This window comes from Niallia yueguangensis, assembly GCF_052663115.1.
The window spans coordinates 56,853-79,917 of record NZ_JBQTCX010000019.1 but is presented as its reverse complement, the minus strand read 5'-3'; the positions used below and the strand labels follow the sequence as shown (position 1 = coordinate 79,917).

Genomic DNA, 23,065 nt, shown 5'->3' with positions numbered 1-23,065 from the left:
TTATTTTTCCTCTTCTTCCATATCCATAAAAGGTTTGTTAATGAAATAATACATCACGCCCATAAAGAATACGCCGCCAATTAAATTTCCAATCGTAACGGGAATAATATTTCGTATGACGCTTACAAAGTTAATCGCTGGATTTTGGTCAAGCACTAATGCAATCGCAAATGTACACATATTGGCGATGCTGTGTTCATATCCTGAGATAAAAAAGCAAAAAACAAACAGCACCATTGCAAATAATTTTGGACCGTCTCCTTTTAACGTCATTGGAATGAAGAATGCTAAACAAACAAGCCAATTACAAAGAATTGCCCGAAAAAATAGTTCTGATATGGGTGCATGTACTTTATGTTCAGCTACATATAATAAAAATCCATTCACATCAGAAGAGTTGAATAATCCTGTTAAATAGATTAAAATAGCAAAACAAACAGCACCGAGTATGTTGCCAACATAGCTTGTCCCCCAAACCTGGAATACTTCTGTCCAACTTATTTTTCTTCGTAAAGCAGCGTATGTAAAGTAAAAAGTGTTGCCTGTAAATAAATCACCACCGCCATAGGCTATAAGAATAATAGCAGCACCAAAAACAAGAGCCGCCATCGGGTAGGCTAATGGAGAATCTTCCATAAAAAAGAAATTTCCCGTTTTAAATGCTACAATTACGCCGAAGCCAATAAACATACTGGCAACCATAGAGCGTAAAATAGATCGTAGGCGGCTTTGTTTAAAGATCTTCAGTTTCTTTTGTGCTAGTGCTTCTACTTCTGTTAAATATTTTACTTCCAAATCAGTACCCTCCTGAAATAAGCTGGCTATCACTACCAGTTCGCATGCAATTGTAGATGTTTCTCTTAAGACTGCAACCAGTAAGAAATGAAATAAATAATACCTTTATTTAGTGTACAAAATTTGTCTAAAATTAGCTATGTTACAGTGGAAAAACAGGGTGTAATTATGGCGAAATTATGTCTAAAAGAGGTTGCTCAAAAAGTCCGGGAAAAATAGCCATTAAATTTCTGTGTCAGTTTGCTTTTCCGCTCTTCACGTATTAATTGTATATGCTACGGTGCTCAAAGGTACACTTCCTTGAACTTCTCGGCTCTTTTTGTCCTCCTTTTTGAACACATATTATTAAATAGAACAAAAACACATAAATGTTTATATAATGTAATATTCCTTTTTATTTAGGCTGTTTTCATATAGATTGTTGCTTTTAAATTCGCAGCCTGAATACACTTGGCTTTCCGTGGGCGAGCGTCGAGCCTCCTAGTCGCATACGCTCCTGTGGGGTCTCGTCTTTCTCGCATTCCCACAGGAGTGTATTCCGTCTGCTGAGTACTTCTTCTCCCATTTTCTTACGTAAAAAACAACAAACTTTGAGAAAACAGTCTTTATTTACATTAACAGCCGTAATATGGAATTGTAAGAAAATATGCATAATTTCATGCATTAATTTTCTGATAATTAAATTTTTTTAAGTAAGGTTTTTTATCGGATTTTTCATATAGACCCTTGATTTATTAGGGTTTTAAGTTGCAGGTAAAAAAAGTGAACTTTATTGTTAGATTTTCTTACAAATGTATAGACTTTATATTTATTCAATTTTACAATAGAAGAAGGATTATTCGCTTTTCTGTAGAAAAGGAAACGGAGATACGTTTACTTAAAATTTAATGATGAAATAAGCTGATTTTTCATTTCGTTTTTTATCAGTATAAAGTATGGATTGGATTCGATCACATCGCCTTAGCGAAAACTCATATTAGTTTCTTATTATGAAGGGAGTGGAACGCTTCATGATGTCAGAATATCGTATCTCGATGCTGGTGAAAGATCAGCCGGGAGTGTTGGCGAATATATCCAATTTATTCGTAACACACAAAGTAAATATAGAACAAATTACAACCAAAAAATATAAAAAAGAAGAAATTTCAAGAATTCGGATTGCAAGCTGTGCAGAGGAAGAGCAAGTGCAAAATCTTGTAATCGGCCTTCAGGAATTAATGGAAGTGATGGAGGTAGATACAGCACAGCGATCTGCTTTTCAACAAAAGCTAATTCATAAAGCGGATGCGATTCAAGTGCTTAGGGACCAGAAAACATTAAGTAAAAAGGTATCCTATTGGCTAGTAGCATGCTGTTTGTTCCTAACGCTTTTTGGAACGAATATACCAGCGTCCCTTTATACACTGTATCGTCAAGAATGGGGTTTATCTTCTGGAATGATAACTTTAGTATTTGCTTTTTATGCATTTACTGTTATTCCAGCGATTATGATTGCCGGACAATTATCAGATCAGATCGGAAGGAAGAAAGTAATTATTCCAGGGGTATTCTTTGCTATTATTGGCACTGCCTGCTTTACGATGGCAAATGGAGTAGAAATGCTGCTTGTAGGAAGATTATTTCAAGGATTGTCTGTAGGGGTTTTAAATGGTGTTGCTGTTGCAGCACTTACCGAGTTGGATGAAAAGAGAAATAAAAAGAAAACAGCTTTAATCTGTGCCCTTGCTGTAACACTTGGTAATGCAATTGGACCGATTGTTTCTGGTGTTTTAGGAGATTATGCACCATTTCCAATTAGATTGTCCTATTATGTACATTTACTATTTATTCTTCCATGTTTTGCAGGATTATTCTTTTTAAATGAAAATGTCCGTCCAGGATTGCGTCCTGTTCAATTGAAAAAGCCTTATGTTCCAAAATCGATTATGAAGCCATTTCTATTAGCAACAGGAACTTCATTTTTAGCATGGTCTATCATCAGTATGTTTATGTCGATTATTCCATCTAATTTAGCAAGTTTTACGAATGTGAGCAGTTTAACGATTTCAGGAATTGTTGTAGCATTAGGTCTTATTGCAGCAGCAGTTAATCAAATACTCGTAAAACAGTTATCGTTAAAAACAATGATTAGTATTGGATATATTTTAATGTCTCTTGGCCTTATTTTATTAGTGGTAACATTAAGTACTAAATCATTGGTGTTATTGCTTTTGTCAGCCATTTTAATAGGAGCGGGCAATGGTCCTGCATATGCTGGCAGCCTTGCTTTATTAAATGAGGCATCACCAAATCATATCAAAGGCAATATCATATCTACGTTTTTTGTGTTTACTTATTTAGGGGTTAGTATTCCAGTAGTTGGATTGGGATTTTTATCTCAATTAATAGGAGTAGCAGCTGCGGTTGACGGTTATGTAGCACTTCTTGGAGTAGTCATTTTGCTGATCGTGATTTATGGCCTAAAAGAACAAAAGAATATTTTTTCTAACTAATAAGCAAAGCGCCTTGTTCAGCCCTGAAGAAAAATGTTCATTTGACTCAAAAAGTTCTTTTTATTTTTAGAGGCAAAGGGTTATTTTTCACAAGGGCTAGGCGCTTGCCAATTAAGAAGGATTAAAAAAGGATGCCACGTGGCATCCTTTTTTAATCCTTCTTTAATTTACGTGCTAATACATTTCCAAATGACTGAATGCTTTGAACGATAATGACAAGAATAAGAATAGTTGTGTACATAACTGTAGGTTCAAATCGTAAATGTCCGTATTGGTAGGCAACGTCTCCTAATCCGCCTGCACCAACTAACCCAGCCATCGCTGTTGCGCCAATTAAGCCAATTGTTGCAATGGTAAGACCAAGTACAATGGAAGAGCGCGCTTCTCTAATTAATACACTCCAAATAATTTTAAAAGTGGAAATTCCCATCGATTGGTATGCTTCAATAACACCACGGTCTACTCCAAGGATGGAAGATTCCATTAATCTTGCAATATATGGTGCAGTATATACAACTAGAGGCACGATAACACCTTCTACACCAATCGTTGTCCCTGCAACAAGCTTTGTAAAAGGAAGGATAAAAAACAGTAAGATAATAAAAGGAATAGAACGAATAACATTGATGATCGTATTCATAATCGTGTAAAAAACAATATTTTCTGCTTGGCCGCCTTTTCGAGTCAATACAAGTAGAACACCTAAAGGCAAACCAATAATAATAGATATCAAAAGGGAGATGCTTGTCATTTGCACGGTTTGAATAAACGCTTCTTGAATTACTTCTCCCCAATCTTGCCAAAATGTAGCCATATTATTGATTCACCTCTTCTACTAATATATTTTTCCCGATAAGGAAGTTAATCGATTTTTCTACTTCCGATTCTTCTCCATCGATATGAACAACTAATTTACCAACGGATTGGTCTTTTAATTGATCAATTCCACCTGCAATGATGCTTGGCAATACATCAAATTGCTTTACTAGTAAAGCTAAAAATGGATCTTTGGAAGATTCGCCGATAAAGGTTAAAGAGACTGTTTTTCCGCTTTTTGGCAAAGTGTTAACAAAATGATCTGGAACCTTAATGCCGGCTTCTCCATATACAAACTGTTTTGTGCGTAAATGTTTTGGATTGGAGAAAATATCAAGCACTTTTCCTTCTTCGACAATTTCTCCGTTTTGCATGACAGCTACACGATCGCATATGCGTTGAATGACATCTAATTCATGGGTGATTAAAAAGATAGTGATTCCAAGTTCTTTATTTACTTGAAGCAATAAATCAAGAATGGATTCTGTTGTGTTAGGATCAAGTGCACTTGTCGCTTCATCACTTAACAATATTTCCGGTTCATGTGCAAGAGCTCTTGCAATGGCAACTCTTTGTTTTTGACCGCCAGACAATTGACCTGGATAAACATGATGCTTATCGCTTAAACCGACAATGCTTAAATATTTATCTGCACGCTTTTTTATTTCTTCTTTTGGTACACCTTCAAGCTTAAGAGGAATCGTAATATTTTCATAAACAGTCGCCGTTTTTAACAGATTGTATCCTTGGAAAATCATCCCGATTTTTCGGCGGACTTTTTGCAACTCTTTTGTATTAAGAGAGGTGATATCTACATCATTAATAAGAACCTTTCCACTCGTTGGTCTTTCTAATAAATTGACGCAGCGAATTAACGTACTTTTCCCAGCACCACTGTAACCAATAACGCCAACAATTTCACCCTTTTGGATTGTAAGGGAAACGTCTTTCAACGCTTCCACTTTTTTCTTTCCAACATTAAATGTTTTTGACACATGCTGTAGACTTATCATGTTAGAACCTCCTTACCAGCTTGGAACAACCGATCCATTAAATGTTTCTGCAATAAATTGTTTCACTTCATCATTTTGGTAATACTCTTTTAATTTTGCTACTACTTCGTCATTTTTATTTTCATCACGAACTACTAAATAATTAGAATATGGATTGTTTTCCGCTTCTTCATGGAAAAGCGCATCTTTTTTAATCGTTAAACCTGCTCCCATAGCAAAGTTTGTGTTGATTGCAGCTGCTGCAACTTCTCCTAATTGTGATGGAAGCTGTGCAGAATCTAATTCAAGAATTTCTAAGTTTAATTTATTTTCAGCGACATCTCTTTTAGTCGCTTTTTCACTAGTTCCTTCTTTTAACTTAATTAAACCAGCTGCTTCAAAAAGCTTAAGTGCACGGTACTCGTTGCTTGGATCATTTGGAACAGCAATTTTGTCGCCTTTTTTTATTTCATCTAAGCTTTTAACAGACTTAGAATAAATACCCATTGGGAAAGTTACTGTTTTAAATGCTTCACTAATCTTATAACCTTTATCGGCTTTTTGTGCATCTAAAAATGGTTTTGTTTGATAGCTGTTGATGTCAAGATCACCGTCTGCTAATGCTGTATTAGGTGTGTTGTAATCGTTGAATACTTTGATTTCAATTTCCAGTCCATCTTTTTTAGCGATTTCTGCAACTTTTTCCATTACTTGTTCATGTGGACCGCCTGTAACTCCAATTACTAGTTTTTTAGTGCTAAGTGCTTCAGATTTTTCTTTATCATTTCCGCATGCTGCTAAAACTAACACTAATGATAATAGTGCTGCTAATAATGCAAATGATTTTTTCATTTTTATTTCCCCCTTCATTTCTGAAAAATTAAAAGCTAGTTTTGTTAAACCTATACAAAAACCACTTCTCCAGTAAGAGAAGTGGTACTTATTTAGTATCTTCTCTTATCTTCACAAAACCTATTTGTTTTGTAGGATTTAGCACCTGAATTAATCATTTGGTTGCCGGGTTTCATAGGGCCTGTCCCTCCGCCGCTCTGGATAAGAATCATTCTGTATAAAGTTTAAGGTCAAACGATTAGTTAAAATATATATTGCCTATAATAAAAAGTCAATCCTTTTTTACTAGGATAATCGTTGGGAAATATTTACCTGACAGTATTTAAGCGGCTTTATTAGAGCATATGTTGATGCTGCAATTAAGTGATATTTCGATAAAGAGTAAAGCAGCTATCGTAAAAAGTTAACTCATAGGGTAGTAAGGGAAGAGTTACAGGTAAAAACAAATAGTTTCTATAAAAAAGGAATAATATAGGAAGGGAGTTGGGGTTTTTGAAAAGTAAGTAAAAAAAATGCAACAAAAAATAAAAAAATGTCGAAAAGTAGTTGCTTTTTTAAAACAACGGATATATAATAAATAACGTGTTAAAAAAACGTTAAAAAATTATTAACAAAAGTTAAATATGCGGGTGTAGTTTAATGGTAAAACCTCAGCCTTCCAAGCTGATGTCGTGGGTTCGATTCCCATCACCCGCTCCATACATAAATTGCTATCAACGCAGTGTTTCGTTTCAACCAAAGAACGAAGCATTGCGTTTTTTATTGTTTATAAAAGGCTGTTTTCTAAAAGTTTGTTGTTTTTGAATAAAATAATAAACATGTTTGAAGCACAGAGCAGCCTGAATACACGTAGACTCCTGCGGGAAAAGCGAGAAAGACGAGACCCCATAGGAGCATAGCGACGAGGAGGCTCGGCACTCGCCCGCGGAAAGCGAAGTGTATTCAGGCTGCGGATTAAAACAACAATCTATACGAAAAGAGCCTTATAAATAATGGAAAGTTATGTATGTGATTCACCTTCACTTCTGCTATGTAAATTTTTATGTTATATTAACGAACAGTTATCCCTCCTTAAGTTTTGGGGATAACTGCCTTTTAACATTCACATTAGTTGAAAATTTTTAAAGTAAAACAATTAGTCAACAATATAAAATTCGCTTTTCCCACCATGAATTTGTACGAACATATTCGTTAACGATTCGACCATTTTATTGGCGGTTTCGATTGTGGTGGAAGGTTGTAAATAAACAATTTGTACGGCATTTTTTGTTTCTAGCGTAACGGGAGCTCGGTCAGAGTCGACAAACGGACTTCCAAAGGGACCTTGTTCATCTTCACTGATGATTAAATGTTCTATTGAATTGGTTCTTCCATTTAAGCCGATGTATTGTTCATCCGTTTTCCCGATGCGAATGTTTAGATTGCCAGAAAGATTGGCACAATCATAAATACCGATTGGCACCCCAAATTGAAGAGAAAAGAAATTATTAAGATCAATACTGCTGTTGATTGGCTGCAAGTAATTTTGTTTTTTGATGCGTCTAAATAATGCTTCAGCTGAATGGCGGTATCTGTTTGGGTCTTTTCCTGTTGTTTTAAAAATTTGCCGCCATTCTTTAATAGAAGGAATGTCATTTACATTGGCATTTTCTAAATCAAAGTAAATTGATTCTTGAAAAAGCTGTATGCGGCCTTTAATCATCTGTGGGGAAGGAATTACTTCTATATTATTATAAAAGATTAGTCCGATTTTAAAGTTGGGAATGGTGTTTTTAAGTTCGTTTGCGATAGTAAGATGCAAGATAGATACCTCCAATAAAAGATGATGAGAGTTTACTATATTTTAGCTTATTTAATTTTTAAATCCAATGAAAAAGGAGGGATTTCATGAACTACGATCAATTAAAACAAGATATTATTCAATTCAGCAAAACAATTGGAATTGATAAGATTGGGTTTACGAATGCAAGTACTTTCGAGGAAATGAAAATAAGATTATTTCAGCAGCAAGAACTAAATTATCAATCTGGTTTTGAAGAAAAAGATATTGAAAAACGTGTTAATCCCACCCTGCTCTTGGAAAAGCCAAAATCTATTATTTCAATCGCGTTAGCATATCCTTCGAAAATGAAGGAAAGAGTGGCAAGTAAAAAAGGGGAAAGAAGAGGAGTTTTTTGTCGAGCATCATGGGGAACTGATTATCATGTAGTGTTAAGAGACAGATTGCAAAAATTAGAACAGTATATTATGGAAAGAGTTCCGGAAGCACGGTGCAAATCAATGGTCGATACAGGAGAACTAGTAGACCGGGCAGTTGCCCAAAGAGCTGGGATTGGTTGGTCTGGAAAAAACTGTGCGATTATTACACCTGAATTTGGTTCTTATGTCTATTTAGGTGAAATGATTACTAATCTTCCTCTAGCGCCTGATACGCCGATGGAGGACCAATGCGGAACATGCAATAAATGTGTGGATGTTTGTCCAACTGGTGCTTTGATTCAAGGTGGACAATTAAATGCACAGCGTTGTGTAGCATTTTTAACGCAAACAAAAGGCTTTCTTCCAGAAGAATTTAGAGAAAAAATCGGCAATCGTTTGTATGGCTGTGATACATGCCAAACGGTTTGTCCGAAAAATAAAGGCATAGATTTTCATTTGCACGAAGAAATGGAGCCTGACCCAGAGATTGCGAAACCGCTGCTCCTCCCTTTATTGCAAATCAGCAACAAGGAATTTAAAGAAAAATATGGACATATTTCTGGATCCTGGCGCGGGAAAAAACCGATACAACGAAATGCGCTGATTGCACTGGCTCATTTTAAAGAAGAAAGTGCCGTTAACGACATTATTATCGTGATGAATAAAGATCCAAGACCTGTTATCAGAGGAACAGCAGCATGGGCATTAGGAAAAATCGGTGGGGAAAAAGCAAAAGAGGCATTAACGAACAGCATAACAAAAGAGGCAGATGAAGAGGTTCAGAAAGAAATAGCAGATGCTTTAGAAAGGCTATCATAAATACTTTTTGACAAGGAGGAGCAATCCTTCTTTTTTTGTGCAAAAAAATAGGAATCTTACATATCTATAATAAGAGAGTGTGTGTAACATGGGAATGACGGCGGGAAAAAGGAGTGGAGGAGATGAAACAACAGTTGCTTGAATTTCTGGAGAAAAGAATGCAGCAATATGTTTCTTTTAAAAGAAGTGCTAGTTTAGAACATAAAATGGAAAGAAAAAAGAAGTTATTTCAAAAAAGACAGGCAGAAATCGTAAAGGTGAAAGCAACAGGTAAGATAACATCTGTTGAAAATGTACAAGAAACAGAAGAAGTGTATTATAGAACGCATGTACAATATATTATTAAACAACATGATTTTTTTTATATAGAAGAAGAAATAGAGAAAAGAAAAGCGAGCTTCTATAAAGGAGTGTTAATTGAAGATAAGGAAATCCCCGTTTCTTATCAAACAGAAGAGCACCTTTTTTTAAATCAAACAGAGGAATCGTTAAATGATGAAGAAACGGAAAGAGGTTATACGTATAATCGCTTGAAAGCGGTTCAGTATGCAGAAAAATGGTGGAACAGCTATAACCCAGCTTATAAAAGATTTGAAGTGGATTGCACGAATTATATATCTCAATGTGTGCATGCCGGTGGTGCACCAATGCGTGGATATCCAAACCGAAATACTGGCTGGTGGATGCAGCATAATAGCTGGAGCTACAGCTGGGCTGTGGCAAATGCATTTCCAAAATATTTAGCCACTTCAAAAAAGGGACTAAGAGCAAGGCAAGTTGCGAAAGCGACTGATCTATTGTTAGGAGATGTCATTTGTTATGATTTTGAAGGGGATGGAAAGTATAACCATACGACTATTGTAACAGGAAAAGACGATAACGGGGAACCACTAGTTAATGCCCACACTTATAATAGCAGAAATAGGTATTGGGCGTATGAAGATTCTACTGCGTATACACCTAATATTCAGTATAAATTTTTTACAATTATCGATGGATAAGACATGATTACATTATTGTTTTTCGTAAACAAAGTGTATAATAGTCACTGAAAAGCATTTATATAGAGGTGACGAAAGTTTTGGCAGTACATATTGTATTATATCAACCACAAATTCCATCAAATACAGGAAATATTGCACGAACATGTGCAGCAACAGATACTATTCTTCATTTAATCCGCCCATTAGGATTTTCAACTGATGATAAAATGTTAAAACGTGCCGGTCTTGACTACTGGGAATTCGTAGATATTCATTATTATGATTCGATTGATATCTTTTTTGAACAGAATGAAGGGGGAGAATTTTTTTATTTAACTAAATTCGGTTCAAAACCACATTCTACTTTTGACTACAGCGATAAAGAAAAGGATTATTATTTTATTTTTGGCAGAGAAACAACGGGGCTACCAAAGGATATAATCGAGGCGAATAAAGACCGGACACTGCGTATTCCAATGAATGATAATGTTCGCTCCTTAAATCTATCCAATACTGCAGCGATTCTTGTGTATGAAGCATTAAGACAGCAAGATTATAGGGATTTGTCTTAATAAAAGAAAAGCTTTTTCTCAAAGTTTGTTGTTTTTTACGTAAAAAATGTGAGAAGAAGTACTCAGCAGACTGAATACACGTAGACTCCTGTGGGAATGCGAGAAAGACGAGACCCCACAGGAGCGTATGCGACGAGGAGGCTCGACGCTCGCCCACGGAAAGCGAAGTGTATTCAGGCTGCGTGTTTAAATGCAACATTCTATACGAAAACAGCCAAAAGAAAAGTACATTTGAAACATAAAGATACCATTTGCACGTAGCTAAGTGATGAATGTGTTGGTAATGAGTCATCTGAACAACGAAGAAAGCGATCATGGGAGTATAAATCGAAATGGTTTATGCTCCATTTTTTATGGGGGAAATGTTGCTTTATAATTTTCATCGATAAAGAGGAGCAAATTATTAAAACTATTCTGCTTATTTTATTATAATATGGATAGGCTGTTATACGATTGACTACGATACTAATTATTTCTATAAAAAAGGGAAGTGAATGTCATGAATCATGTTATCGAAACGATTTTAGACCACCGCTCTGTCCGAAAATTTCAAGACAAGCCGTTAACAAACGAGCAAATACAAACGATAGTGGAAGCTGCGCAAAGTGCATCAACATCAAATCTTATTCAAGCGTATAGCATTATCGGTGTGACAGATAAGGAGAAAAAGAAAAACCTTGCTCAATTAGCTGGAAATCAAACGTATGTAGAAGATAATGGGCATTTATTTGTGTTTTGTGCGGATTTATATCGTCATGAAGTTGCAGCAGAAATGGAAGGAAAAGATGTTTTCGTCTCTCTGGAAAGCACAGAGAAATTTATGGTTAGTATAATTGATGCAGCGCTTGCTGCCCAAAATGCCAGCATTGCTGCAGAATCAATGGGACTTGGAATTTGTTACATAGGCGGACTGCGCAATAAATTAACAGAAGTGTGTGAACTGTTAAAAACACCTGATCGAGTAATCCCATTATTTGGTCTTGTTGTTGGCTATCCAGACCAGCATACGGAAAAGAAACCAAGAATTCCGTTTCAACATGTTTATTATGAAAATGAATACAAGCAAGATATGGAAACATACAAAAAAGAACTACAGGAATATAATGAAGTTATTTCTGCTTATTATAAAGAAAGAACGAATAATGTCCGTCAAGACACATGGACATCACAAATGGCAGCAATGCTTGAAGGAAAGTCCCGTTTATATATGAAGGAATTTGTGAAAAGCAAAAAAATGAATTTGCGTTAAGTGGTAAAAGCAGGAGATACCTGCTTTTTTCTTGTTTTTTACTTTTGAGATCAGTTCTATTGGCCAGAAAAGGGATTTTTTCTTGAATTTTGTCTTTGAGACTGGTTCTATTGGACAAAACTGGGATTTCTTCTTGAATTTTGTCTTTGAGACTGGTTCTATTGGACAAAACTGGGATTTCTTCTTGAATTTTGTCTTTGAGACTGGCTCTATTGGACAAAACTGGGATTTCTTCTTGAATTTTGTCTTTGAGACTGGTTCTATTGGACAAAAATGAGTTTTCCCTTTGGATTTTGTCTTTGAGACTGGTTCTATTGGACAAAAATGAGTTTTCCCTTTGGATTTTGTCTTTGAGACTGGTTCTATTGGACAAAAATGAGTTTTCTCTTTGAATTTTGTCTTTGAGACCACTTCTCAAGGACAAAACTGGGATTTTCCCTTGAGTTTGTCCTTGAAACTGGCTCCTTTGGACAAAATTAGGCTTTCTTTTTGCCCAAAGCAATAATATTCATATGGCCATTCTAAACTTCCTGTTTATATGAAATTAGAAAAAAATCAAAAATTAGTCTAATAATATAGAAAGCAGCAGCATAAGTTAAAACAAAGGCTTATCCATCTTCTTAAAAACTACCAATGTATTGGTAAGGAGTGATGCTTTTTATTAGAAAGGATTTTTTCTTTATAGACAATCCTGTAAAAAAAACTATTCTTTCTTTTCAGCATGTTCGTACACAGTAGCGCATACATTATATTAATCGTCTCTGATAATGTGACAGGGGAGGTCCATATGAATATATTAAAAAAAATCGAGATGTATAGACAAGAGGAAGAGTTGCTTAAATGGGAAGGGACATTTGGTGAATATTTAGAAATTTTGAAAGAAAAGCCTTGGGTTGCCCAATCTGCGCATTCACGAGTATACAACATGATTAATGATGCTGGTATTGATGAAGTTGGCGGAAAAAAAATATATAAATTTTTCTCTGATCAACTATTTGGACTTGAAGAACCGTTAGAAAGATTAGTAGAAGAATATTTTCATCCTGCTGCAAAACGTCTAGATGTTAGAAAACGTATCTTGCTTCTTATGGGTCCAGTCAGCGGTGGTAAATCAACACTTGTGACGATGCTGAAAAGAGGATTAGAAGCATACACTTATACAGAAAGAGGAGCAGTTTATGCGATAAAAGGCTGCCCGATGCATGAAGATCCACTTCATATGATTCCACATAATCTACGTAAAGATTTTTACGATGAATATGGTATTCGAATTGAGGGGAACTTATCACCGCTTAACTTAATGAGATTACAAGAAGAATATAATGGCAGAATTGAAGATGTATTGGTGGAAAGAATATTTTTCTCTGAAGATAAACGGACGGGGATTGGAACATTCAGTCCATCTGATCCGAAATCTCAAGATATTGCTGATTTAACTGGAAGCATTGATTTCTCAACAATTGCGGAATATGGTTCTGAGTCAGATCCACGCGCCTATCGATTTGACGGAGAGTTAAATAAAGCAAATAGAGGGATGATGGAGTTCCAGGAGATGTTAAAATGTGATGAAAAATTCCTTTGGCATTTATTATCTTTAACACAAGAAGGAAATTTCAAAGCAGGTAGATTTGCTCTAATTTCTGCTGATGAATTAATTGTTGCTCATACGAATGAAACAGAGTACCGTTCATTCATTTCCAATAAAAAGAATGAAGCATTGCATTCGCGGATTATCGTGATGCCTGTTCCTTACAATTTAAAAGTGACAGAAGAAGAAAGAATTTATGAAAAAATGATTTTTGAAAGTGATGTTTCCGATGTACACATTGCACCACACACATTAAAAGTAGCAGCCATCTTCACGATTCTAACACGCTTAAAAGAACCGAAAAAAGGTGATATTGATTTAGTGAAGAAAATGCGCCTTTATGATGGAGAAAGTGTAGAAGGATTCAGTTCAGCTGATGTAAAAGAACTGCAAAATGAATACGCAGATGAAGGAATGAGTGGCATTGATCCACGTTATGTGATTAACCGCATCTCTTCCACGATTATCCGCAAAGATATCACAAGCATTAACGCACTGGATGTTCTTCGTTCGTTAAAAGATGGATTAGATCAGCATTCATCCATTACGAATGAGCTGAAAGAAAAATATTTAAACTGCATTTCCCTTGCTCGAAAAGAATATGATGAAATTGCGAAAAAAGAGGTTCAAAAAGCGTTTGTCTACTCTTATGAAGAAAGTGCAAAAACATTAATGGATAATTATTTAGATAATGTGGAGGCTTATTGCAATAAAAATAAACTCCGTGATCCATTAACAGGGGAAGAGATTAATCCAGATGAAAAGTTGATGCGTTCCATTGAAGAACAAATTGGCATTTCTGAAAATGCTAAAAAATCATTCCGGGAAGAAATATTAATTCGTATTTCTGCCTATGCACGAAAAGGCAAAAGATTTGATTATAATTCCCACGATCGTCTTCGTGAAGCTATTCAGAAGAAATTATTTGCGGATTTAAAAGATGTCGTAAAAATTACAACGTCAACGAAAACACCAGATGAACAGCAGTTGAAAAAAGTGAATGAAGTAGTTGCTCGTCTCATTGATGAACATGGCTACAATTCAACATCTGCCAATGAATTATTACGTTATGTCGGAAGTCTATTAAATCGATAAGTAGTCAACAAAGGGGGAACGGGCTAAGAAAGTCGGTTCCCTCTTTGTATCAATAAGAAACTTGTCTTTTTCAAAAAGAAAAAATAATTATCGCAATAATTAGTAAATTATTTTTCTATATAGCATATGATAGAGTAATCACCATTCTTTTTGGATGGATGTTACCCGAATTAGTGTATGCAGGAAACGAATAATAGGTGCAAAAAAATTGAAAAATTTTTAAAGGAGGGGTAAGTATTGACGAAGCAAAATAATCATCAATTTGTTATTTCCCAGGAAGATTGGTCCCTCCATCGTAAAGGTCATGATGACCAACAACGTCACCAAGAAAAAGTACAGGAGGCTATTCGTAATAACCTGCCGGATTTAATAACAGAAGAAAATATTGTGATGTCAAATGGAAGAGAAGTTGTAAAAATTCCGATTCGTTCATTAGATGAGTATAAAATCCGTTATAACTATGATAAGAACAAGCATGTAGGGCAAGGAAACGGTGATAGTAAAGTTGGCGATGTAGTGGCCCGAGATGGAGCCGGAGTACAAAAAGGACCAGGAAAAGGTCAAGGTGCAGGAGATCAGCCAGGTGAAGACTATTTTGAAGCAGAAGTTTCTATGATGGAATTGGAAGAAGCGTTATTTAAGCAGCTAGAGCTTCCGAATTTAAAAAGAAAAGAACAAGATCAAATTGTTGTTGAGAATATTGAATTTAATGATATTCGCAAAACAGGATTAATGGGCAATATTGATAAAAAAAGAACGATGATGTCTGCTTTTAAAAGGAATGCAATGACTGGAAAAGCTGGTTTTTATCCAATTTATCCGGAAGACCTAAAGTTTAAAACATGGAATGAAGTAGTGAAACCGGATTCAAAAGCGGTGGTGCTTGCGATGATGGACACAAGCGGATCGATGGGTCTGTGGGAAAAATATATGGCAAGAAGCTTCTTTTTCTGGATGACTCGATTTTTAAGAACAAAATATGAAACAGTCGAAATCGAATTTATCGCCCATCATACAGAAGCAAAAGTAGTCTCAGAGGAAGACTTTTTTTCAAAAGGCGAAAGCGGTGGAACTATTTGTTCATCCGTATATCGAAAAGCGCTTGAATTAATTGAAGATAAATATGATCCTGGACGCTTTAATATTTATCCATTCCATTTTTCTGACGGAGACAATTTAACATCAGATAATGCAAGATGTGTAAAGCTTGTCGAAGAACTGATGAAAGTGTCCAACATGTTCGGTTATGGTGAAGTCAACCAGTACAACCGTTCATCATCTCTCCAAAGTGCGTATAAGAATATTAAGAATGAGAAGTTTAAGAGTTATGTGCTGCGGAGTAAGGGGGATGTGTTTAATTGTTTGCGATCTTTCTTTAAGCAGGATGAAGAGAGTTATATAGCAATGTAAACGAAAAATTAAAATAAGGATTGATATAGTGAAAATCCCTTCTCGTCTCGAGAGGGATTTTTCTTAATATTTTAATTGTTTTAAAGATAATTTATTGGACATTGGCACCTTTTTAATAACAGTATTGAGAAAATATGGTATTTAATATATACTATATGCTGGTAGTTAACCCTTTTATTTGATTTTATACATACAAAAGAATGGAGCAGTGTAAAATGATAGGTACAATAAAAAGTAGTATAACATTCTGTGAAATGATAGAGAAGCAGGTGAAGCAAAATCCACATAATATAGCAATTTATGATGATGGAGATATGATTACATATAATCAGTTAAATCAAAAAGCGAATCAATTTGCAAATTATCTACTGGATAAAGGGATAAAAAGAGAAGACAGAGTGGGTGTTGTATTAAAACGTTCTATTAATATGATTATTTCAATCTTAGGAATTGCAAAAGCTGGTGCTGCATACCTTCCAGCGGATATAAAGTTTCCAAAAGAAAGAATAAATTATATGATGAATGACGGAAAAGTGAAATTGGTTATTACAGAAGAAAACATTGCTCATATCTTTAAAGATCATTTACAAAAGTGCATTTTACAAAATATTGATCTGTCAAACTTTAATAATGAGAATCCTAATATCACATATTCATTAGATAACTTACTTTATGTTCTATATACCTCGGGGACTACAGGAGAACCTAAAGGGGTAATGATTGAAAACGGTAATGTCAGTAACTATATTAATGCATTTTCAAAAGAATTTAATATTAATCAAAATGATAAGATGTTACAAATTTCAGTGTGTTCTTTTGATATCTATGTAGAAGAAGTCTATCCTATATTAGCTAATGGTGGGACATTAATCATAGTAAATGATGATATTGCTGCTAACCCAGAACAAATAATAGATTTAATAAAAGAGCAAAATGCCACAATGTTAAGTGGGTTTCCATATTTATTGAATGAATTAGGTAAATATCAAATCCCTAGCTCAATTCATACATTAATAAGTGGCGGGGATGTATTAAGAAAAGAGTTTATTAATAAATTTAAAGATGTTAATATTTATAATACTTACGGTCCTTCGGAAACTACTGTTTGTTGTACTTATTACAAATATCAGGGGGATGAAACAGAAAGTATTCCAGTTGGTAAACCTATATCAGGTGTGAATGTGTATATTATGAATGATAAGCTAGAAATTTTGGGGAAAAATGAAGTTGGTGAAATTTGTATATCTGGTAAGGGTGTAGGAAGAGGATATCTAAATAAAGATGAGATGACTGAAAAAGTTTTCGTTGTAAATCCCCTGGATAAATCGCAAAGACTCTATAGATCTGGAGATTTAGGTTATGTAAGAGATGATGGAAATATTGTTTTTATTAAGAGAAAAGATAATCAAGTGATGATTGGTGGAAAAAGAGTAGAGCCAGCAGAAGTAGAAAGTTATTTAAATCAGCATCCTAAAATTGACTATGCTTTAGTCAAAGCTCATTTAGATGCAAATGGCTATCATTATATATGTGCTTATGTTTTATTCAAGAATGAAAAGCTTTCTAAAAAAGAAATTCAAAAGTTTCTATCAAACTATATTACTCCTTTTATGATACCGGAATATTTTATTGAAATACATGATTTACCAAAAACTTCGAATGGTAAAATAGATAGGAAAAATCTTCCGATGGTTTTGAAGTAAAATAAAACTATGAAATCATACTATGCTGACCTTGTGTTAATTATTATAACTATGGTTTGGGGAATATCATTTCCATTCATGAGGAATGTAAATGATGATATTTCTACAAATGTTTATTTATTTTTTAGATTTCTAATGGCTACTATAGCTCTTTTCATTCTATTTGGTAATAAATTAACTTTTAAAAATAAAATGTTACATGTAAAGTCTTTAATTTTAGGAGCATTACTGTTTGGTACAATATATTTTACTGCTGAGTCTTTAAAATTTACAACTGGGGCCAACGTATCCTTTTTAACTGGATTAAATGTTATATTAATTCCAATTGTAAGCTTTTTTATATTTAAAATGAAATTAAAAAAGGTCTTTTTTGTAAGTTCGATTTTATCAGTCATAGGAGTTTTCTTTTTAGCTGGTGGTGCACAATTTTCTCTTAACAAAGGCGATTGTTTAGCTATTATTGCTGCATTTATTATTACATTTCAAATAATTTTTATTGATAAATATAGTAAAACAGAAGATACTCTTCAATTAGGTGTTTTTCAGATATTTTATGCTACCTTTTTCTCAGCCATTTGTTTGTTATTCAATATCCAAACTGGAGAAAGTGAGTTTATTAAACCAACGATATCAGTTATACTAGTTATTTTATTTACTGGTGTATTTAGTACTGCACTAGCTTTTTGTAGTCAAGTAATTGTCCAAAGATATACTTCTTCCGTTAAAACTGCTTTGATATTTACATTGGAACCTGTTTTTGGCGTTATTTTTTCTATTTCCATACCTAATAAAGAGGGTATTAGAGAAGCACTGAGTAGTTCAGGGGTTTTAGGCTGTATTCTTATATTTTTATCAATCTTAATAGCTGAAGGGGAAAATATACAAAAAATTGTAAAAGTTAGAATTAAGAAACATAAAGCTATATAAAAACTAAACTTTCTTCCTAGTTTTCACTGAATTTAATGATTAGGAAGAAAGTTTTTTATATCAATAACTAAATTTATAGTTTCAAATAAACCTTTATCTCAAACTGATCTTTCTTCGTCCATTCTTTCTTCCGCAGAAAGGTGGCTTTCTTGATAATCGACTTTAATAACCGGTTTTTCTTTTCAACATCATTTGTCATGTAATAGGACTGTATAACACTCTTTAATTTTGGTAGAAAGGTGTTTTGATTGTGAAGGTTATTTTTATGTTTGGTTAGATCATTTTCTACTTCTTGTATTTTTGTATCAATCGTGTTTAGTTTGTCCTTAATGATCTGCTGCCGTTCCAGGAATGTTTTTATATCGTAGACCTTTTGCTCAAGAAAATCATGAATTTGATTATTCTGTACTACGACGGTTTCTTTTTCCTTTTTTAGTTCTTCTAATACCTTTTCTTTTACGTTAATGTCATCTTTCTTCTTTGGTTTTAGCTGTTTGGCTGGAATCTCTAGTTGCTTCACTATTTCCTCCAATGCCTTTAGCAATCTTTGCTCTACTAAAGAAAAACCACAACCTTTTTGGATGCCTTTACACTGATGATTTAAGCAACGAAGAGCATCATCTGGCCGATTTTTCCTTGGCTGCAGCACCATGGATTTACCACAAACTTCACAAAAAAGGATTCCTGCCAATGGGTTAGTAAGCTTTTTATTATCTACAACATGAGGTTTCCAGCGTCCTTTCATGGATTCATTTGCCTGTTCGAATACTTCTATAGGGATAATCGCTTTATGGGCGTTCTCATGAATTTGCCATTGCTCTGGTGGCATTCTTTTTCTAACATATTTACCATTTACTTTTTTATATTTTAATTTCCCCCAAATTATTTTTCCTGTGTAGGCTTCATTATGGATAATAGCTGAAATGGTGCTAGGATCCCAGGAGTCTTTCTCTGGAGGTTTAATATGCATCCTATCTAGTTCTTCAGCTATAACCCTTCTTCCATGTCCTTCTATGACCTTATTAAAAATCATTTCTATAACCCAACTTGTTTCTTTATTAGGATGCAGCTTTAAATTATCGTCACGTGTGTAGCCGTATGGAGGCTTTCTAGTGATTGATTTTCCTTCTTTAGCTGATTGTCTTCTACCACGCTGCATACGTTTTACAATGGATTTTAATTCTTCACGGGCAATAAGAGATTTAATACTAAAAGTGAGTTCTTGGTTTTCGTCTTGGGGATCTATTACTTCAGATGGGGTAACAATAATAGTTTCTGAGTTTTTTAGTATTCTATATAATGTTCCTTGATCCACCATGTCGCCACGTCCAAGTCGATCCAAGTCCATGCAAAGGACAGCATCTACCATTCCATTTTCAATTTCACGCAGCATTTTTTGCATTTCTGGACGTTCTGAAATGTATTCACCAGAAACAACTTCTTCATATATATCTTTTATATGTACTTGCTTAATTTTTGCAAGTTCAAGCAGCTGACTTCTATGACGATCTAGTGTGTCATAGTTGTTCCCCATTTCAGCTTGCTTGCGTTCTTCTTCAATGTCTTTTCTACTCTTCCGAAGATATATATAAGCATCCATACTTGAAAGCATAGAATCACCTCATTTGTATATTTCTATATACAATTATATTCAAAGGTTCTGGCTATTTATCCATCCATTTTCTAACACTAGATCTTTCTTGCTTATTTCTATAGATGTGTTCGATTCGATCCTGACAAATTTCTTCAGGGATACAAAATGTTTTAGACATATCTTTAACAAGTGTAGGGCTCTTCCAATCGACATAATTAAGCATGTGGAAGGGAATTGCTGCATAGCGAGTAAAGTGTGCAGCATCCCACTCCTGAAGCTCTCTAAAAGCATGAGGCATGCTTTTGTATTGATATCCAGAATGCCTAAGTAAGTGGCATAACTCATGGAAAAATACTTCTCTTTGCTCTAAATGATTCAGTTTCTTGTTTAGATTAATTAATTTGAATCGACCGATTTCAGTTGAATAAGATCTTTTTTGCGAAATAGTTAAGTATATTCGATAGAAATATGCTATTTTTGTTATGTCAATTTCTTCTGGTTGATAAATGTTCATTAGTTTATACATGTTAGTAACTTTTTGCTCAATTGGAAATGGTTTATAGATATAGGACAAATGATTCACCTCAAATATAATTATAGGAACGTTTGTTCTTATTATCAAGAGGGGTTTTTTCTTGCATAAAAAAAACACTGATTTTTCAGTGCCTTTTAAGAAATTTTCTTTGAGGTTTCATCTCTCCAACGTAATATTTTATTTTCTACCCAGTCTTTTGAATAGCATTTAATGTTAAATTTATTGGCTTCTCTCAATGCAGCATTTGTAAAAGAAGAAGTTGTGATAAAGTCTGCTAGCATACATTTGTGATTTTTTTTAGCTGTTGCCAACTCTCGGATATGTTTAACGGTTATTTGGTTTCCTTTTGCATATTTTTTTATTTGAATAGCAATATCTGCTTGATGATGCTTATTATAGATGATAAGATCAACCCCACCATCTGCACCTTCTGATGTTTCTCTCGGCGTATACCCTTTAGCTTCAAAATATAGATAGCATAGACGCTCGAAGTCTCTCCAGGTTAGTTCTTCAAATGGCAATGTTATTATTTCCTTATCATTATGTAATAAAGCATGTTTGTTTGAATCTTTATATGTTTTTGTGGCTGGAGAAACTTTTCTACTCGTATTAGTTTTTTTGAACGGTTTTTTCTTAGAGGAAGCTTTCTTTTTTTGTCCAGGGATAAAACTAATAATGAAAATGCCAATAAATATGCCAATAAATATAGATCCGAAAAGATAGATAATAGCATTTTCGAATATTGGCGAAATACTAATTACACTATTCCTAATAAACCATAGTCCTATAACAATTAGTAATGATATAAATGATCCAAGAGTCTGCTTATCTTTATCTTTCATTATTTATTCCTTTCTTGCTCGGACTTCCACTTTACATAATTTATATGTCTTTTAATATCCTCGATTTCATCATCTGTTAAGCCATCCATATCAAAGAAGAATAGATTTCCATTATCGGTATTTGTATTAGTGTTCTCTTTTCCATTAATTAAATAATCTATTGTTACGTCAAAGAAATTAGCTATTTTCTTTGTGATCTCAAAAGAAGGTTCTCGTTCATTTCTTTCATACATTCCTATAGCACTTTTACTAATATTAAGCTTTATTGCAAGGTCTTCTTGTTTCAATTTTTTTTCATTTCTTAAAGCCTTTAATCTTTCTCCAAATGTAGTCATAAAGCACACCTTCCTTGAAAAAAATAATAACACATTATGTGTGAATTTAATTAAAAACCACAAAAAGTGTTTACAAGACACAATTTGTGTTTTATAATCAAAGTACAGAAACACAAATTGTGGTTTAGGGGGAGAGTTAACTATTGTATGGATAAAAAAACTATTGCTAAAAAGCTATTAGATTTACGCGAATCTAAGTCTAGAGAAGAAGTCTCTAATGAACTTGGAATTAGTATTAGTGCACTTCAAATGTATGAGAATGGTCAGCGCATTCCAAAAGATGAAATTAAAATCAAAATTGCTAACTATTATAAGAAGTCAGTCCAAGAAATTTTTTTTGAACAATAAAACCACGTATTGTGTTTTGGGAAGGAGGTTCCTACATGTCTAATGTAATTCCAGCTCATTTAGCTAAAGATCGCTACTGGTCATCTTTGATTCATTTATTTAAAAATCATCCAAAATTAAAGCAATTTTTTACAACAAAGTATTTTGATATGAATGACGAATCAGTAAGAATGCAAGCTTTGAAACGTAATAGTGCTGCTTGGTCTCATTCCGAAAAAATTATGCTGAATTTAGCGCTGCATCTGTTTAATGAGCGTAACAAGTTCAATCTTACAGATATTGATTATCTGGACAGCAACAACAAGAAATTAGCGTTTGAAGCAATTCGTATTCGATTTTATGGATAAATAATAGGGTTGTCCTTTCTGGTTTGTTGCATATGTATAACTAATCAAAGGGAGGGACTTACATGAAAAAAGAATATGTTTTTGGTAATGCCAAAGTCATTGTTTATTCTCCATTAACACAAATGACAAAAGAAGAACAAAGGTCATTTTTTGAAAGTGAATGGAAGAAAGGGAATCCTATTTTAAAAGATATTGCTCAAGCTGCTTATGATTGCTTATTAGATAAATCATTAGAAGAAAAGCAAGCATAACTTTCCTACTATTAACCATACCATTTATAAGGAGTTGTATTTGTCGAAATGTGCCAACAAAATCCATTTTCTGTCGATGAAGATTATGAAGCTATCGCTTTGGAACTTGAAGAGTTAAATGTGGTAATTGGTAGATTACTAGCGATACAGAAGAAAAAAGAGAAGCAGCATAAGCTTGAGGATCTTGTGAAAGAAATGCAGCAAAAAGGTATAAAGATTGATTTTGCTGAACGAGCTTCCTTTTTTAATACAATAGCGAAAAATGCTGTTGAATGTAGTCGAGAATTAGATAAAAAAAGGCAGCAAGCTTATGGGTAGAAG

At 34.1% G+C, this 23,065-nt stretch carries 23 protein-coding genes, 1 tRNA gene and 1 riboswitch; of the genes, 15 read left to right on the top strand and 9 right to left on the bottom strand.

The genetic code is table 11. The features are described 5' to 3' along the window. Complete coding sequence (locus ACTYA4_RS16440; protein WP_443483507.1) at positions 1-795, bottom strand: formate/nitrite transporter family protein; 795 nt, start codon at positions 793-795, stop codon at positions 1-3. A gap of 1,010 nt (positions 796-1,805) precedes the next feature. Between ACTYA4_RS16440 and ACTYA4_RS16435 the strand changes: the two genes are divergently transcribed. Then, complete coding sequence (locus ACTYA4_RS16435; protein ID WP_443483508.1) at positions 1,806-3,287, top strand: MFS transporter; 1,482 nt, start codon at positions 1,806-1,808, stop codon at positions 3,285-3,287. Between the two features lie 151 nt (positions 3,288-3,438). Here ACTYA4_RS16435 and ACTYA4_RS16430 read toward each other — a convergent pair whose 3' ends face one another. Genes ACTYA4_RS16430 through ACTYA4_RS16420 form a run of 3 tightly spaced genes read right to left on the bottom strand, consistent with a single transcriptional unit; the run spans position 3,439 to position 5,947 of the window. Next, positions 3,439-4,101: a methionine ABC transporter permease gene (locus ACTYA4_RS16430; protein ID WP_443483509.1), complete on the bottom strand. Its 663-nt coding sequence runs from the start codon at positions 4,099-4,101 to the stop codon at positions 3,439-3,441. A gap of 1 nt (position 4,102) precedes the next feature. Then, on the bottom strand, positions 4,103-5,116 hold the full coding sequence (locus ACTYA4_RS16425) for a methionine ABC transporter ATP-binding protein (RefSeq protein ID WP_443483510.1): 1,014 nt from the start codon (positions 5,114-5,116) through the stop codon (positions 4,103-4,105). Between the two features lie 12 nt (positions 5,117-5,128). Next, positions 5,129-5,947, bottom strand: a complete 819-nt coding sequence (locus ACTYA4_RS16420; RefSeq protein ID WP_445505754.1) for a MetQ/NlpA family ABC transporter substrate-binding protein — start codon at positions 5,945-5,947, stop codon at positions 5,129-5,131. Positions 5,948-6,049: 102 nt separating this feature from the next. Then, positions 6,050-6,155, bottom strand: a riboswitch (SAM riboswitch). A 417-nt stretch (positions 6,156-6,572) separates the two neighbouring features. Here ACTYA4_RS16420 and ACTYA4_RS16415 point away from each other — a divergent pair. Then, positions 6,573-6,646: transfer RNA gene (locus tag ACTYA4_RS16415), tRNA-Gly, on the top strand. Between the two features lie 436 nt (positions 6,647-7,082). Here the strand turns inward: ACTYA4_RS16415 and ACTYA4_RS16410 are convergent. After that, the gene (locus ACTYA4_RS16410; RefSeq protein ID WP_443483512.1) at positions 7,083-7,748 is read right to left on the bottom strand and encodes a B3/B4 domain-containing protein; all 666 of its coding nucleotides are present in this window, start codon (positions 7,746-7,748) and stop codon (positions 7,083-7,085) included. 86 nt (positions 7,749-7,834) lie between these two features. Here ACTYA4_RS16410 and queG point away from each other — a divergent pair, with 86 nt between their 5' ends. From queG to ACTYA4_RS16365, 9 genes are all read left to right on the top strand, one after another. Next, positions 7,835-8,965, top strand: a complete 1,131-nt coding sequence (gene queG / locus ACTYA4_RS16405; protein ID WP_443483513.1) for a tRNA epoxyqueuosine(34) reductase QueG — start codon at positions 7,835-7,837, stop codon at positions 8,963-8,965. Positions 8,966-9,087: 122 nt separating this feature from the next. After that, positions 9,088-9,966 carry an amidase domain-containing protein gene (locus tag ACTYA4_RS16400; protein ID WP_443483514.1) on the top strand — a complete coding sequence of 293 codons (879 nt, stop codon included), beginning with the start codon at positions 9,088-9,090 and terminating at the stop codon, positions 9,964-9,966. 80 nt (positions 9,967-10,046) lie between these two features. Continuing rightward, on the top strand, positions 10,047-10,520 hold the full coding sequence (gene trmL, locus ACTYA4_RS16395; protein ID WP_443483515.1) for a tRNA (uridine(34)/cytosine(34)/5-carboxymethylaminomethyluridine(34)-2'-O)-methyltransferase TrmL: 474 nt from the start codon (positions 10,047-10,049) through the stop codon (positions 10,518-10,520). Positions 10,521-11,019: 499 nt separating this feature from the next. Beyond that, complete coding sequence (gene nfsA / locus ACTYA4_RS16390) at positions 11,020-11,769, top strand: oxygen-insensitive NADPH nitroreductase (RefSeq protein WP_443483516.1); 750 nt, start codon at positions 11,020-11,022, stop codon at positions 11,767-11,769. A gap of 31 nt (positions 11,770-11,800) precedes the next feature. Continuing rightward, complete coding sequence (locus ACTYA4_RS16385; RefSeq protein WP_445505753.1) at positions 11,801-12,046, top strand: hypothetical protein; 246 nt, start codon at positions 11,801-11,803, stop codon at positions 12,044-12,046. 510 nt (positions 12,047-12,556) lie between these two features. Continuing rightward, positions 12,557-14,452, top strand: a complete 1,896-nt coding sequence (gene prkA / locus ACTYA4_RS16380) for an ATP-dependent protease PrkA (protein ID WP_445505752.1) — start codon at positions 12,557-12,559, stop codon at positions 14,450-14,452. Positions 14,453-14,689: 237 nt separating this feature from the next. After that, positions 14,690-15,862: a sporulation protein YhbH gene (gene yhbH, locus ACTYA4_RS16375; protein ID WP_445505751.1), complete on the top strand. Its 1,173-nt coding sequence runs from the start codon at positions 14,690-14,692 to the stop codon at positions 15,860-15,862. 215 nt (positions 15,863-16,077) lie between these two features. Beyond that, positions 16,078-17,565: an amino acid adenylation domain-containing protein gene (locus ACTYA4_RS16370; RefSeq protein ID WP_445505750.1), complete on the top strand. Its 1,488-nt coding sequence runs from the start codon at positions 16,078-16,080 to the stop codon at positions 17,563-17,565. 9 nt (positions 17,566-17,574) lie between these two features. Then, positions 17,575-18,492: a DMT family transporter gene (locus ACTYA4_RS16365; RefSeq protein ID WP_445505749.1), complete on the top strand. Its 918-nt coding sequence runs from the start codon at positions 17,575-17,577 to the stop codon at positions 18,490-18,492. 73 nt (positions 18,493-18,565) lie between these two features. Here ACTYA4_RS16365 and ACTYA4_RS16360 read toward each other — a convergent pair whose 3' ends face one another. The 4 genes from ACTYA4_RS16360 to ACTYA4_RS16345 form a co-directional block, all read right to left on the bottom strand. Further along, on the bottom strand, positions 18,566-20,104 hold the full coding sequence (locus tag ACTYA4_RS16360) for a recombinase family protein (RefSeq protein ID WP_445505748.1): 1,539 nt from the start codon (positions 20,102-20,104) through the stop codon (positions 18,566-18,568). Between the two features lie 52 nt (positions 20,105-20,156). Then, positions 20,157-20,660: an ImmA/IrrE family metallo-endopeptidase gene (locus tag ACTYA4_RS16355; RefSeq protein ID WP_445505747.1), complete on the bottom strand. Its 504-nt coding sequence runs from the start codon at positions 20,658-20,660 to the stop codon at positions 20,157-20,159. Between the two features lie 95 nt (positions 20,661-20,755). Then, a complete protein-coding gene (locus ACTYA4_RS16350) occupies positions 20,756-21,463 on the bottom strand; it encodes a restriction endonuclease (RefSeq protein ID WP_445505746.1) in 708 nt (235 codons plus the stop codon). Next, entirely contained in the window at positions 21,463-21,798 is a 336-nt protein-coding gene (locus ACTYA4_RS16345) for a helix-turn-helix domain-containing protein (RefSeq protein WP_445505745.1), read from the bottom strand. The genes ACTYA4_RS16350 and ACTYA4_RS16345 overlap by 1 nt, the downstream gene beginning before the upstream one ends. A gap of 147 nt (positions 21,799-21,945) precedes the next feature. Here ACTYA4_RS16345 and ACTYA4_RS16340 point away from each other — a divergent pair, with 147 nt between their 5' ends. The 4 genes from ACTYA4_RS16340 to ACTYA4_RS16325 all read left to right on the top strand — a co-directional run bounded on the left by ACTYA4_RS16340 (position 21,946) and on the right by ACTYA4_RS16325 (position 23,062). Beyond that, entirely contained in the window at positions 21,946-22,146 is a 201-nt protein-coding gene (locus tag ACTYA4_RS16340; RefSeq protein WP_445505744.1) for a helix-turn-helix transcriptional regulator, read from the top strand. A gap of 35 nt (positions 22,147-22,181) precedes the next feature. Then, on the top strand, positions 22,182-22,493 hold the full coding sequence (locus ACTYA4_RS16335; protein ID WP_445505743.1) for a hypothetical protein: 312 nt from the start codon (positions 22,182-22,184) through the stop codon (positions 22,491-22,493). Positions 22,494-22,555: 62 nt separating this feature from the next. Then, the gene (locus ACTYA4_RS16330; protein ID WP_445505742.1) at positions 22,556-22,744 is read left to right on the top strand and encodes a hypothetical protein; all 189 of its coding nucleotides are present in this window, start codon (positions 22,556-22,558) and stop codon (positions 22,742-22,744) included. Between the two features lie 48 nt (positions 22,745-22,792). Then, on the top strand, positions 22,793-23,062 hold the full coding sequence (locus ACTYA4_RS16325; RefSeq protein ID WP_445505741.1) for a hypothetical protein: 270 nt from the start codon (positions 22,793-22,795) through the stop codon (positions 23,060-23,062). The last annotated feature ends 3 nt before the right edge of the window (positions 23,063-23,065 follow it).